Source organism: Streptococcus didelphis DSM 15616 (assembly GCF_000380005.1).
GTDB classification, from domain to species: domain Bacteria; phylum Bacillota; class Bacilli; order Lactobacillales; family Streptococcaceae; genus Streptococcus; species Streptococcus didelphis.
The window spans coordinates 196,980-210,004 of record NZ_KB904195.1 but is presented as its reverse complement, the minus strand read 5'-3'; the positions used below and the strand labels follow the sequence as shown (position 1 = coordinate 210,004).

General features: G+C 35.1%; 12 protein-coding genes and 1 pseudogene. 3 read left to right on the top strand and 10 right to left on the bottom strand.

The annotated features are described in order from the left end of the window. The first annotated feature begins 390 nt into the window (after positions 1-390). Positions 391-1,530: pseudogene (locus tag A3GU_RS10050) on the top strand (transposase family protein). Between the two features lie 186 nt (positions 1,531-1,716). Here A3GU_RS10050 and hpf read toward each other — a convergent pair. The 3 genes from hpf to A3GU_RS0106345 form a co-directional block, all read right to left on the bottom strand. Beyond that, positions 1,717-2,265 (bottom strand): ribosome hibernation-promoting factor, HPF/YfiA family, encoded by a 549-nt coding sequence (hpf, locus tag A3GU_RS0106355; RefSeq protein WP_018366706.1) that lies wholly within the window; start codon positions 2,263-2,265, stop codon positions 1,717-1,719. 73 nt (positions 2,266-2,338) lie between these two features. Further along, positions 2,339-2,959 carry a ComF family protein gene (locus A3GU_RS0106350; protein ID WP_245537482.1) on the bottom strand — a complete coding sequence of 207 codons (621 nt, stop codon included), beginning with the start codon at positions 2,957-2,959 and terminating at the stop codon, positions 2,339-2,341. A 41-nt stretch (positions 2,960-3,000) separates the two neighbouring features. Then, positions 3,001-4,302 (bottom strand): ATP-dependent helicase ComFA, encoded by a 1,302-nt coding sequence (locus A3GU_RS0106345; RefSeq protein WP_018366704.1) that lies wholly within the window; start codon positions 4,300-4,302, stop codon positions 3,001-3,003. A gap of 55 nt (positions 4,303-4,357) precedes the next feature. Between A3GU_RS0106345 and A3GU_RS0106340 the strand changes: the two genes are divergently transcribed. Together A3GU_RS0106340 and cysK are read left to right on the top strand one after the other, a co-directional pair. Then, positions 4,358-4,987 carry a YigZ family protein gene (locus A3GU_RS0106340; RefSeq protein WP_018366703.1) on the top strand — a complete coding sequence of 210 codons (630 nt, stop codon included), beginning with the start codon at positions 4,358-4,360 and terminating at the stop codon, positions 4,985-4,987. A gap of 116 nt (positions 4,988-5,103) precedes the next feature. Then, positions 5,104-6,030, top strand: a complete 927-nt coding sequence (cysK, locus tag A3GU_RS0106335) for a cysteine synthase A (protein WP_018366702.1) — start codon at positions 5,104-5,106, stop codon at positions 6,028-6,030. Between the two features lie 109 nt (positions 6,031-6,139). Here cysK and A3GU_RS0106330 read toward each other — a convergent pair whose 3' ends face one another. The 7 genes from A3GU_RS0106330 to A3GU_RS0106300 form a co-directional block, all read right to left on the bottom strand. Then, positions 6,140-6,493: a S1 RNA-binding domain-containing protein gene (locus A3GU_RS0106330; protein ID WP_018366701.1), complete on the bottom strand. Its 354-nt coding sequence runs from the start codon at positions 6,491-6,493 to the stop codon at positions 6,140-6,142. Continuing rightward, complete coding sequence (locus tag A3GU_RS0106325) at positions 6,493-7,893, bottom strand: bifunctional Cof-type HAD-IIB family hydrolase/peptidylprolyl isomerase (RefSeq protein WP_018366700.1); 1,401 nt, start codon at positions 7,891-7,893, stop codon at positions 6,493-6,495. Before A3GU_RS0106325 ends, A3GU_RS0106330 begins: the two co-directional genes overlap by 1 nt. A gap of 31 nt (positions 7,894-7,924) precedes the next feature. Then, complete coding sequence (locus A3GU_RS0106320) at positions 7,925-8,566, bottom strand: response regulator transcription factor (RefSeq protein WP_018366699.1); 642 nt, start codon at positions 8,564-8,566, stop codon at positions 7,925-7,927. Next, a complete protein-coding gene (locus tag A3GU_RS0106315) occupies positions 8,559-9,563 on the bottom strand; it encodes an envelope stress sensor histidine kinase LiaS (protein ID WP_018366698.1) in 1,005 nt (334 codons plus the stop codon). The genes A3GU_RS0106320 and A3GU_RS0106315 overlap by 8 nt, the downstream gene beginning before the upstream one ends. Beyond that, the gene (gene liaF, locus A3GU_RS0106310; protein ID WP_018366697.1) at positions 9,560-10,255 is read right to left on the bottom strand and encodes a cell wall-active antibiotics response protein LiaF; all 696 of its coding nucleotides are present in this window, start codon (positions 10,253-10,255) and stop codon (positions 9,560-9,562) included. Before liaF ends, A3GU_RS0106315 begins: the two co-directional genes overlap by 4 nt. 118 nt (positions 10,256-10,373) lie before the next feature. Beyond that, a complete protein-coding gene (gene pknB / locus A3GU_RS0106305) occupies positions 10,374-12,284 on the bottom strand; it encodes a Stk1 family PASTA domain-containing Ser/Thr kinase (RefSeq protein ID WP_018366696.1) in 1,911 nt (636 codons plus the stop codon). Then, positions 12,281-13,021, bottom strand: a complete 741-nt coding sequence (locus A3GU_RS0106300; RefSeq protein ID WP_018366695.1) for a Stp1/IreP family PP2C-type Ser/Thr phosphatase — start codon at positions 13,019-13,021, stop codon at positions 12,281-12,283. The genes pknB and A3GU_RS0106300 overlap by 4 nt, the downstream gene beginning before the upstream one ends. Between the last annotated feature and the right edge of the window lie 4 nt (positions 13,022-13,025).

The following is a 13,025-nucleotide window of genomic DNA, read 5'->3' as shown; positions in this document are numbered from 1 at the left end:
ATCAAACTCTCGTTTTAGTTTGAACTTACTCGTTCTTTCTGTCGCTGACAGATTTATTTCTCGTCTTTTGACGGGTAATATGTCTCCATATCACCCTCACGTTTGGTTCGTCTTATTCAGTTCTCAAAGGTCTTCTTCTCTTACGAGACAACTTCTTTATTCTAGCAAATCTTCTGTGACTTGTCAACAGCTTTTTTTGCTTTATCATCTGTAAAGGAGGAATTCCTTTTCCGACAACTTTATCAGTATAGCGACTTTTTGATCCTTTGTCAATACTTTTTTCATGGATTTTTTATCAAATATCATTCGAAAGTGATAATATCCTAGTTAGGTCGAAAATAAAAATGTCTCGTCTGTTATACTAGAAAGATGAGGAAAATAGAATTAACCATGGTAAAAACTAAAAAGTATTATATAATTAAAGCTGTGTGTGAGGGGAAAAAGCAAAAGAACAGGGCTTGTGTGGAACTAGGACTAACTAGAAGACAGGTCAATCGTTTGGTAAAAGCTTATCACGAAAAAGGGAAACAAACTTTTGTACATGGTAACAGGCAGAAGAAATCAAGTCGTGCCATCCCCTTAGAAGTCAAAGAGAAAATCGTTGAAAAATATCAAAACTATGAACTCATAAGACCTAATGTCCTTCATTTCTGTGAATTACTAGCTGAAGAGGGAATTCACTACTCCGATACAAGCGTGAGAAAAATCCTTTATCAAGCTGGATTACTTTCACCTAAAACCCAACAAAAAACCAAAAAGCGTATTAAACAAGAAGCAATGAAAAGGAAGCTTGAAGAAAACTCTCTTCTACCCTCTGGCTCTGACTTCATAGAAGTGGAGGAAAAGGTTCATCCTAGCCGTCCTAGAAAATGGAAGAAGATATCTTTACTCAGTTTGGCTATGCCTGCAATCAGCTAGGAATTGAGATTAAGACCTCTTCTATTCCACAAGCAAAGGGACGGGTAGAAAGGCTCAATCAAACCTTACAATCACGACCTCCCATTGATTTACAACGAAACAAAATCACCACCATTGAAGAAGCCAATCACTACCTCAAAAGATGGATAAAGCCCTTTAACAGGAAGTTTGGAAACAAGACGAGCTTATCCGTTTTTGAAGTGGCCCCTAAGCCCGCTCAGAGAAATTTAATCCTAGCCAGAGTGACCGAAAGAGTCGTCGATAGTGGTCACCACATTCGTTCTCAAAATAACTTCTATCTGCCTATTGAAGGGCAAAACGAGGTCTTTTTCAGTCGTAAAACAAAGGCACTGGTTATACAAGCCTTTGATGGTGAGATTTACGTAAATATCGCTGATAAGATCTATCCCACAAGGAAGTTACTAGCACACGAGCTTTACTCTAATGAGTTTGAAAATGCTCACGAAAACAAAAAAAGAAAGACGCAAGGTTATTCCCCTACAATCTCACCCGTGGAAACTCGCATCTTTCAAAAAATATCTTCATAAGTTTGGAAAATCTTATGAAGAATTTCAAGCTGAGAAGAACAAGACTTCTCAACTACAAGTATAACAGATTTTGCACTTATTGACCTGTTTTTTTCGGGACATAATCATTTTCGATTGACATACTTTTTTCGTGGATTTTTTATCAAAAAAAGAGAAACCTAATGTGTTCTGACCCCTTAAGTTGGAAAGAAAAAATCCAACTTAAGGGATGCAGTTCAACGGTTTCTCTTTTTAAATCTCTTAGTAAATTTTATTTTGCTTCTATTAGACCTAGATTTCCATCTTCACGACGATACAAGACATTTGTCTCATTATTTTCAGCATCTGTATAGATAAAGAAGTCGTGTCCTAACAATTCCATTTGCAAGCGAGCTTCTTCAACACTCATAGGTTTTAAAGTAAGATTTTTTGTACGCACAATTTTTATCTCTGGAACTTCTTCAACCTCTTCTGCTTCAAATTCACTTGTAAAGACGTGTCCTGTTGGGATCTTTTCTCTGTGTTTTTTAGCAATTTTTGTTTTATTTTTACGAATTTGACGTTCTATCTTATCAACTACTAAATCAATTGAACCATACATGTCTTGAGAAACATCCTCTGCTCTCAAGGTAACAGAATCTAGATGAATAGTAACTTCCACTTTAGCTGTTTTTTCACGATAGACTTTTAAATTAACGCGTGTATCTATCTCATTATCTTCAACAAAATATTTTTCAATTTTTGCAAGCTTTGATTCAACGTAATTACGGATGGCATCGGTGACTTCGATATTTTCTCCACGTATACTGAATTTTATCATAAGAGACCTCTTTTCTTGCGCTCAAGCGCTTTCTTTAATACTATTATACCGTTTTCATGAAAATTTGCAAGTCTTAGCGTGCTAAGCTTAAACTTTTAATATCTTTACTGCCATGAGCTTGCAAAATACTGTAGATGTACCAAATAGTTGTTCCTGTTGTATAAATATCATCAACAATTAAAACTTTTTTGAAAACAGGACTTCCTTCTTTTATGTAAAAGGGATTTAAAGTAGCTTGTCTCTCTTTTTTGCTTTTTAGTGATTGCCTTTCTACGTTCTTCTTGCCTAAAACATCCTGATATTCTATTTTTGCTGACTCTAAAATGGCCGTAACTTGATTAAAACCTCTCTCCTTCTGCCTCTGACAACTCAGTGGAACCACAATAATAGAGTATCCTTGATAATCACTCTTAATAACTTTCTTTAACTCATTTGCAAAGACTTCTCTTAAAACGTAGTCTCCTTGAAACTTATATAGCGAAAAATACTCTTTCATTTTGGGATTATAGCGATATATTGCTTTATGCGAAACCCTATAACCTTTTCTTTCCCACTCCCTACAATCAGAACACACCTCTTCTTTGTCACCCTTATTACAGCAAGGACAGGATTGACCTTCATTTTTTTCAAAGCCCAAAGTGCAACTTTTACAGATTTTAGATTCCTTTTTTCTTATTAATAAAAGGTCAAGCAAAGCTTCTGAATTTTCTATAGTAGAATCGCAGAGCAGACAAGTCATTTCCCGTAGGCCTCCTTATTCATTCTTCTAATTTCATTTCTAGCTTTTAACATTGCAAAACTTATACCTTCATGAATGAACAAGAGCTGGCCGGTCGGTCTTTGCACGGCTCTACCTACTCGGCCAGAAATCTGAATTAAACTGGACCAGTTAAATAAAGGATGATTAGCCAGAACAACAAAAACATCAATCCCAGGAAATGTGACACCACGTTCTAAAATTGTCGTTGTAACAAGTATCGAAAGACTCTCATTCCTAAACATTTCAACTATATCCGTTCGATTATGAGACTGGCTTGAAACATAGCCAATAGCTTCATGAGGAAAGTGGCTTGCTAACAAACGACTAAAAAGCTCTCCTTTTTCAATAATAGGAAAGAAAATAAGAAGAGGGAATCCTGTTTTACGTTGTTGTGCAAAAATGCTTAAAAACTTCTTAGGTAGTTTCCCTTTCTCAATGTGACTCAAAAAGGAAAAAACCAGTTGAAATTCTGGAACAACTAAAGGCTGATTATGAAATCTTCTTGATAAGGTTACTTTCTCACATAGTCCTTTTGCAACTTCTTTTTCTAAATCTTTTGTGGAAGTCGCTGTCAAAAGAACGAGATGTCCTTTTTCAGATAAGGATTGCTTAAGTCCCCAATTCAGCATATGATTATTAACAAAGGGAAATGAATCAACCTCATCAATAATTAGCAAATCAAATGCCCTATAAAACTTTAATAACTGATGAGTAGTTGCCACTATAAGTTGACTTCTCTTATAGCTTTCTGAACCTGCATGCATCAGTGTAACATCGACAGAAAAGTCTCTAGCTAATCTTTTATGAATCTCAATACAGACATCTGTTCTTGGACTAGCTAAACAAACCCAGCCCCCTGAATCAAGCACTTTACTGATTAGTTGGTAAATCATCTCTGTTTTACCAGCTCCTGTCACAGCATGAACTAAGGTTTTTTTCTTTTTCTCATAGTTACTTACTAATTTTGTAGAAATTTCTTCTTGATATTGTGTTAAGCTTCCTCGCCACTTAAGACTCTTGGTTTTAGTAAACTGCCCAGGCGGAAAATAATAAAGAGGGTCTTTACTTTCAATACGGCCAAAAATAATACATTTTCTACAATAATAGCTACCATTTGGTAATTGATTTTCTTTTAAAATTCCACTATTACAACGATTGCAGAAAAGTAGCTTATTTTGCATAGACATGCTTGCTTTTTGATTAGCTAGTTTCTTAAAATCATCATTTAATTGTTGGCTGGTAAAAAGACGGCCATAGTAATTGTCAAGTTGGTCCATACCTTTATATTCGAATTGCTTTGCTAAAAAATTGAAATTTTTGTAAAATTTATTTATGAAACCTTATAAAACAATCCAAGCAACAGTTACATTTGAAACTATTATCAAAAAATCACAATTTATATGCAAGCTTTATCCTATCGATAGTGAGGAAGATGGCAAAAAAATTATTGAAAGCATAAAAAAGACGCATTACAAGGCTAATCATACCTGTTCAGCTATGATTATTGGAGAGCAATCTGAAATTAAACGCTCAAGTGACGATGGGGAGCCTTCTGGAACTGCTGGTATTCCCATTTTATCTGTTTTAGAAAAGCAATCCTTAACCAATGTCTTAGCTCTTGTTACTCGTTATTTTGGAGGTATAAAATTAGGAACAGGGGGACTTATAAGAGCTTATTCTTCTACTACTACCCAAGCTCTAGAAAGGGCGCAAATTGTTGAGGTTAAGGAGCAAGCAGGCTTAAAAGTTGAACTCACTTATTCACAGTATCAAAATTTTTCTCAATTTTTAGAAGCAAATCATCTTAAAGAAGAAGATACTCAGTACACTGAACTGATTACTAGTAGCTTTTATTTTGATCCCTCACAAGAAGAACTGATTCTTACTAAACTCATTGATTTTTATAATGGAAATATTTCCTATTATAGAATTGATCCTAAGATTATAGCACTAGCCCTCTAGTACGACTTGATAGACTGTCTATATCGCTGCAATAATAAATAACTAATTTACATTCTCTAGATAAGTAATATACTAAGCGTAGGATTAGTAAACTTAAATTAGAATGGAGTGATTACATGAGAAACATCTATAAAAGTATCACAGAATTAGTAGGACAGACACCAATTGTAAAACTAAATAGCATAGTTCCTGAAGGAAGTGCAGAGATTTATGTCAAATTAGAATCTTTCAATCCTGGTTCTTCTGTTAAAGACCGCATTGCCTTAGCCATGCTTGAAGCTGCTGAGAAGGACGGTCTTATTAAACCTGGAGATACTATCATAGAACCTACAAGTGGTAACACCGGTATTGGCTTAGCCTGGGTAGGAGCTGCTAAGGGGTATAAGGTCATTATTGTAATGCCTGAGACCATGAGTATTGAAAGAAGACAAATCATCCAAGCCTATGGTGCTGAAATTATTTTAACCCCAGGTAGTGAAGGAATGAAAGGTGCTATAAAAAAAGCAGAAAATCTGGCTAAAGAAAGAGGAGGCTGGCTTCCCTTACAATTTAATAACTCTGCTAACCCCCATATTCACGAAATAAGCACTGGTAAAGAAATTCTTAATGCTTTTGCTGATAGCACCTTGGATGCTTTTGTGGCTGGAGTAGGAACTGGAGGAACAATTACAGGAGTTTCTCATAGTCTGAAAAAACACTTCCCTGATCTTCAGGTCTATGCTGTTGAAGCAGATGAATCTGCTGTTCTTTCAGGGAAAGAGCCATCCTCTCATAAAATTCAGGGAATCTCTGCTGGCTTTATCCCTGAGATATTAGATACCAAAGCTTATGATCACATTATTCGTGTCACATCTGAAGATGCCTTAATTACTGGGCGACAAATAGGTAGCAAAGAAGGTTTTCTGGTAGGGATTTCATCAGGTGCTGCTATTTATGCTGCTCTTGAAGTAGCTAGAAAGCTAGGACCTGGAAAAAAAGTTTTAGCTCTATTACCAGATAGTGGTGAACGTTATCTCTCCACAGAACTTTATCATTTTAATTAAAGAAAAAAGTAGTAATCCAAGGCCAAGTGGCTGATGATTACTACTTTTTTAGTCTCAAAATATATAATTGAGGGCTTTACTTTATAAACAATACTTTAGTCTAAGGCAACTACTTTTTAAAGGAAGTTAGGCCTTCTTCAATCCAGCTAGGCAATGCATCTTTCAAAGGTTTAAAGCCAATTTTTAATCTACTGTCTGAAAAACGATGGCGATGAGAAAGATGATGCTTTTCTTCCTCTAATGTTCTTAATGATAAGCTAGCTTTATGGCTAAACTCATCATAATCTACAATCTGAACTAAAATCTCTTGTCCCAGTTCGAGGAAATCATTGATGTCATCAATATAACCTGTTTTTACCTCTGAAATATGAATCAATCCTGTAGTTCCATTTTCAAGAGCAACAAAAGCGCCATAGGACTTAATGCCTGTGACCGTTCCATGCAATTTGTCGCCAATTTTCATTAATCAATTACCTCAATGGTTTCAATGATAACATCTTCTTTAGGCTTATCTTGTGCGCCTGTTTCAACTGCTGCAATTTTATCTAAAACTAGGTAAGAATTATCATCAGTTAACTGTCCAAAAACTGTATGTCTTCTATCAAGATGTGGTGTTCCACCATTGGTTGCATAAAGCTCTGCTATTTCCCCAGGCCAGCCACCACGTTCCAATTCTTTTTGCGCATAAGGCACTTTTGAATTTTGAACAATAAAGAATTGGCTGCCGTTGGTATTTGGACCAGCGTTAGCCATAGATAAGGCTCCTCGCAGATTGTAAAGTTGATCTGAAAATTCATCTTCAAAACTATCACCATAGATAGACTGGCCACCCATGCCTGTTCCAGTTGGATCTCCACCTTGAATCATAAATTCTGGAATAATACGATGGAAGATAATGCCATCATAATATCCTTCTTTTGCCAAACCAATAAAATTAGCGACGGTTTTTGGAGCCTGTTCAGGGAACAATTGTAACTTCATATCCCCATGATTAGTCTTAATAATAGCCTTAGGTCCTTCTGCTTTTTCTAAGTCTACTTGTGGAAAGTGTAATTCTTTTTCAATCAATCCTAGTTCCTCCAGAGCATATTGAATGCCATCTTCTTCTACTTTTTTTGTTATAAAATCGGCCTTTTCCTGTACTAGTGGGTGTGATATTCCCATAGCAATGCTAATTCCAGCATAATCAAACAATTCTAAATCATTTAATTCATCTCCAAATACCAAAATATTTTCTGGTTTTAATCCTAAATGTTCTGCAACCTTAGCCACTCCTAAAGCTTTTGAGGTCCCTTTTAAGACAACATCCGAAGAATTATCGTGCCACCTCACCAAACGTAAAACTTCTGCTAAATCACTTGGAAGCTGTAAAGAATCCCCCTGATTTTCAAAGGTCCACATTTGGTAAATATCATTTTTTTCATTGTAATCAGGACAAACCACTAAATTGGCATAAACATTATCAATAGCATTGCTAATTAGGTCATTGCGTTCTGATAAGACAGCTTGATGTTTGCCAGCCATTCCATATTGAATTCCTACAGCGTCAGCCCATTCCTTGAACCTAACCACAACTTCATCTGGAATTGGAGCATGAAAAATAACTGTATTGGCATGATCTTTGGCATAGGCACCATTTAATTTTACACAAAAATCAGCCCCTAATGCCTGTACTTCTGCTGGGACACCATATCGAGCTCTTCCTGAAGCTATACCTGTTAAAACACCTTTTGCTTTTAATTTGTTAAAGATAAGGGGAATAGACTCAGGCATAAAGCCAGTATCTTTTACTCGGAGTGTGTCATCGATATCAAAGAAAACCATCTTTATTTTCTTTGCTTTATATTTTGTTTTTGCGTCCATTTTTCCTCCTAATACTCTCTTTATTATACCACTAATTGTCGTCTTGTGGGACTAAGTGATGTCTGAACGCATAGACAACAGCCTGTGTTCTATCATCTACTTCAAGTTTAGCAAGAATATTTGACACATGTGTTTTGACTGTCTTTAAAGAAATAAATAATTCATTTGCGATAGTTTGGTTGTCATATCCTTTGGCGAGTAAATAAAGGATATCATATTCACGCGCTGTAAGTTCTTCGTGCAAATCCGGATTTTTATTATGAGCCTTAATTTTTTTATCTACCTCTGTCTCAATAGCTAATTGGCCCTTTGAAACTTTTTTAATAGCATTTAATATTTCTGCTGCACTAGATGTTTTGAGCATATAGCCCTTGGCTCCTGCTTCAATAACGGGATAGATTTTTTCATTATCTAGATAAGAAGTCAGGACTAGGATTTTAGCGTCCTTCCATTTTTCTAAAATTTCTAGAGTAGCTTCTACACCATTAAGTTCTGGCATCACAAGATCCATAACCACAACATCTGGTTTTAAACTGAGACTTAAATCAACCCCTTCTTTACCATTTGATCCTTCAGCAATAACCTCAATTCCTTCTTGCATATCCAAGAAACTTTTAAGTCCTAGACGAACCATTTCATGATCGTCTACTAGTATCACTTTAATATTATCCATTATGTTCTCCCATCACTAAGGGTAATCTAATATCCATGGAAACCCCCTTATCTTTTTGGCTGATTAGGTTGATTGTCCCTGCCAAATCATCTACGCGATCTTCAATATTTTTAAGGCCATAACTTAAATCTCTAACTTCATCCATATCAAAGCCTCGTCCATTATCAATCATTTTTAGCTGAACCTCATTTGTGGATTGATTAAGGTAAACTTCAATTCGGCTTGCCTTAGCATGTTTTAAGGTATTGCTGATGAATTCTTGAGCAATTCTAAACAGATTATCTTCCATAGTTCTAGGAAGTTGCTTGATATTTTCTTTATAAATTACTTCAATATCACTTTTATCAGTGAGCTCTTTTAAAATCATTTGAATACCTTCAGTTAAGGTCCGATTAGCCAATTCTGTTGGTCGTAAATGTAATAATAATACCCTTAGATCTTTTTGGGCATTTTGTAGCATGGCTTCAACTGTTAAAATCTGTTTATTTAATTGTTCTTTATCAAGATTATCCAAACTCATTGAAACTCCTGAGAGGATCATTGATGAGGCAAAAAGCTCCTGGCTTACAGTATCATGTAAATCCCTAGCAATTCTTTTTCTTTCACGATGAACAATATTTTGGCTATCTAAAATATAAGCACTCTCTTTTTTTTGGAGGCTATTTGTCATATGAAACATTTTTTTAGAAAGCCTTTTAAGGTTGATATTAAGTTCAGATGTCTCATCCAATTGAATAGGCTGGTTATTTAATATTCGTCTCAAATTATGATTGATACTCCTTTTACTAGTATCATCTAGAATAATCCATAAGAGTAAAAGCAAGAGTGTCACAGATACAATTAGGAGTAAAATAGAAAAAAAGAGTTTTTCTGCTCGCCAAAGATTACCTGTAATATAAGCAAAGTTCAGATCTAGATTATCCATAACTACAAAAAGTATGGATAAAACTGTAATGGTGGAATAAAGCCAAATCAAAATATAATATCTTTTTTTCATTGTCTTGCCACCTCAATATTCCCAGCAATAGTATTAATAACGATTTTAACCTTTTTTAAGCTGGCAGAATCTTTGTTATAGCCTAATTTTATTGATTCATTTCGTAAGTCATATTCTTGACAACCTAGAAAGTTAACACTTGCATAAACAGAACTCACATCTAAAGTCACCGCAACATCAATAGGTACTAATACCTTTGTCCGTCCAAATAATTTACGAATCATAATCACATTATCTTGCCCTGTAACAATAACATTTGTCAAGTCAATAGTGTCGTTACCACTAACCCTGATAATGTTGATGTCATCAAAAGCATAGTAGTCACTTTCATAATTTGCTGCGCCAATCCACTGATGTTTAGTAGGTTTAACACTGATTTCTTCATCTTTAAAACGAATTAGGGCAAACCTATTTTTTTTCTTAACTTGAGAAAAGTGATTGATAAAAACATATACAATACCAAAAAGCACAGCCAAAATAATATAAGGGTTAAGCATTAGAATCAAAAACAAGATGAGGAGACTGACTGTTAACAAAAAGTTATTTCGACTATCTTGATTATAGAAACGTAGAGCCAATAAAATAATAACTAGTATAAAAACAAAGCCAGAAATATCATTTTCTAATATTGTCATAATCCCCATGGCTAATAGGATACATTCAACTAATAAAAAAAACTGAAATTTTTTCATTTTTCTCCTTCCACTTCTTTGTCATTTTATCAAAAAAACCTAAAAAATTCATCCTGGACTAAGTAAAGAGCTAAAAAAACCATTACTAAAGTTTTTTCTTTAGCTAATGGTTTTTTTCTTATGCTCCGTTATGATGTTGAGGGTCACTCGAGGAAGTATCCGTTGAGCTACTACTTGTTGAAGCTGTCGAAGACGATGTTTGACTTGATGAGCTTGTATTTGACGTAGTAGCTGAAGATGATGAATCAGAATTTGAAGAAGATGAGTCATGTGGATAAAGGTATATGCTAATCTCACTTGAATCTGATAAAGAAACATCTACACCTGCATAAGGATCTTGAGCACTGACAATGAGTGAATTCTTAGGTTTCATCATCTTACTATAGCCTGTTTCAGAAGAAGAATCAGGATAGTATGCCTTAATCCTTGAGGCAGAAATACCAAGAGCTGTTAATTGATTAACGGCTTCACTATAGGAAATGTTAGTCAATATTGGCATCTTAACAGTATCGCTTGTTGCTACGCTTAAGGTAATTTTTGATTTACCATTAGGATTGAACTTTTCTCCTTTGGTAGGAGACTGACTAATGACAAGATCCTTTTCATATTCGTTGGTGACAATTCTTTCAATTTTTATTTTTGACTTAGAGACTCCATAATTCGTTACTAAATCTGAAATAACATCTTGATAAGCTTGCCCCTTATAATCTGGCAATACAAAGCCTTTGTTGCCTATTGAAAGATAGATATCAACAGTAGCACCTTCTCTTTTTGAAGTACCTGCTTTAGGGTTTGTTTTTACAACATTTCCTTCAGCAACACTATCACTTTCAATTTCTTTAATATCCCCAACCTTGAAACCTAGATTTTTCAATTCAGTCTCTGCAACCTTTAAGCTTGCACCATTAACATTTGGTACTTTTACTGTTGATGGTTTCGTTAGGATTAAATAGGCAAAGAAGGCTACACCAACAACAAAAATAGCAAAGAGAATCTTAAAAAGCGTACTCAAGAAACGATTCCGTTTCTTTTCTTTTTTAGGTTTTTTGATAGAATCTTTCTGATTATCACGAGGATCTCTTGAAGTATTAGAAAGACTTGGAGATGAATTTTTAGGGCTAGTAATAGGAGTAGGAGTAACTCGTGGAAGTGGTTTTGTATTTTCACCATCATCAAAAACGAGTTTTTTCTCTCTACTTCGGTTATAACTTAATGCCGTCATTAAATCACGGCTCATCTCAAAAGTAGTTGCATAACGATCACTCAATTTTTTAGCAGTTGCTTTGATCACAACATTTTCTAAGGCTTGAGGAACCATTGAATTTTCTTCTAAAATAGAGGGTAAGGGTTTTTGAAAATGCTGTAAAGCAATGGTAACAGCACTATCTCCATCATAGGGAATGTGGCCTGTTAGCATTTCATAGAGCATAATCCCCATAGCATAAATATCACTTTGGATTGTTGCTTTTGAACCACGCGCTTGTTCTGGTGATAAGTAATGCACACTACCTAGCATGGAATTTGTTTGGGTTAAACTGGTCTCAGCGAAAGCCACTGCAATACCAAAGTCTGTTACCTTGACCACACCTGATTTGGTTAATAAGATGTTTTGTGGTTTTAAATCTCTATGAACTATTCCTTTTTGATGGGCTAGGGTCATTGCTGATAGCACTTCTTCCATAATCTTTACAACTTGATTGTTGGATAAGGGTGCATTGTCCTGAATATATTTTTTAAGGTCAGAACCATCAACATATTCCATTACTAAAAATTGCTGTCCGTCTTCTTCACCTATATCTCTAATAGCAACAATATTAGGATGATTTAATTCAGCCATGGCTCGCGCTTCCCTTTGGAAACGAGCAACTGCTACCTGATCTGTTTGATAATTGGTCCGTAGTACTTTTATAGCAACTTCTTCATTATCTAAAATCAAATCATTAGCTAAATATACATCTGCCATGCCACCACGGCCTATAGATTTTAAGATGCGATAACGACCAGCAAATAACTTGCCAATCTGTATCATTCTTTATCCTCACTTTCGTAATGAACCAAAGCGATTGTGATATTATCTAGACCACCTCTTAGGTTAGCTAAATTAATTAATGCTTGATTTTTTTCATCTAGACTAATGTCTTTAGAGATAATTTCTGCAATTTCTGCATTAGAAACCATATTGGTAAGTCCATCAGAGTTGATTACTAAATAATCATTTCCTTCTAAAATCTTCACTCCTAAATCAGTTTCTAAAGGAGCTGACTGACCTATTGATTGAGTAATAATATTTTTTTGAGGATGACCAATTGCTTCTTCTTCTGTAATTTGTCCAGCCTTAACAAGTTCATTAACAAGGGAATGATCACTGGTTAACAAGGTGTATTGGCCATCTTTGACTAAGCCAATACGAGAATCCCCAACATGGGCATAAATGGCATTATTTTCAAGAAGGACTACTGCTTCAACAGTCGTACCCATACCTTTATAATCTTCATCTTGGCCCATTTCATAGACACGTTTATTTTCTAACTCAATAGTATCTAACAACCAGTCTTTAATTTGACTTAATTCAGTTAGTTCTGTTTGAACCCATACTTTACCAAGGTCAGTAACTGTCATTTCACTGGCAATATTACCAGCTCTATGTCCACCCATGCCATCTGCTAGAACAATAAGGGTAAGTCCCTTTTTATTATCATACTTATTAATATAATCTTGATTGTTTGAGCGTTTTTGCCCAATATCTGTTATTAATGAAATTTTCATATTT

Excerpts from the sequence above, each read along its gene's own strand:
- hpf (WP_018366706.1), bottom strand. The coding sequence starts at position 2,265 with ATGATAAAATTCAGTATACGTGGAGAAAATATCGAAGTCACCGATGCC.
- A3GU_RS0106345 (WP_018366704.1), bottom strand. The coding sequence starts at position 4,302 with ATGGACCAACTTGACAATTACTATGGCCGTCTTTTTACCAGCCAACAA.
- A3GU_RS0106340 (WP_018366703.1), top strand. The coding sequence starts at position 4,358 with ATGAAACCTTATAAAACAATCCAAGCAACAGTTACATTTGAAACTATT.
- cysK (WP_018366702.1), top strand. The coding sequence starts at position 5,104 with ATGAGAAACATCTATAAAAGTATCACAGAATTAGTAGGACAGACACCA.
- A3GU_RS0106330 (WP_018366701.1), bottom strand. The coding sequence starts at position 6,493 with ATGAAAATTGGCGACAAATTGCATGGAACGGTCACAGGCATTAAGTCC.
- A3GU_RS0106325 (WP_018366700.1), bottom strand. The coding sequence starts at position 7,893 with ATGGACGCAAAAACAAAATATAAAGCAAAGAAAATAAAGATGGTTTTC.
- A3GU_RS0106320 (WP_018366699.1), bottom strand. The coding sequence starts at position 8,566 with ATGGATAATATTAAAGTGATACTAGTAGACGATCATGAAATGGTTCGT.
- A3GU_RS0106315 (WP_018366698.1), bottom strand. The coding sequence starts at position 9,563 with ATGAAAAAAAGATATTATATTTTGATTTGGCTTTATTCCACCATTACA.
- liaF (WP_018366697.1), bottom strand. The coding sequence starts at position 10,255 with ATGAAAAAATTTCAGTTTTTTTTATTAGTTGAATGTATCCTATTAGCC.
- pknB (WP_018366696.1), bottom strand. The coding sequence starts at position 12,284 with ATGATACAGATTGGCAAGTTATTTGCTGGTCGTTATCGCATCTTAAAA.
- A3GU_RS0106300 (WP_018366695.1), bottom strand. The coding sequence starts at position 13,021 with ATGAAAATTTCATTAATAACAGATATTGGGCAAAAACGCTCAAACAAT.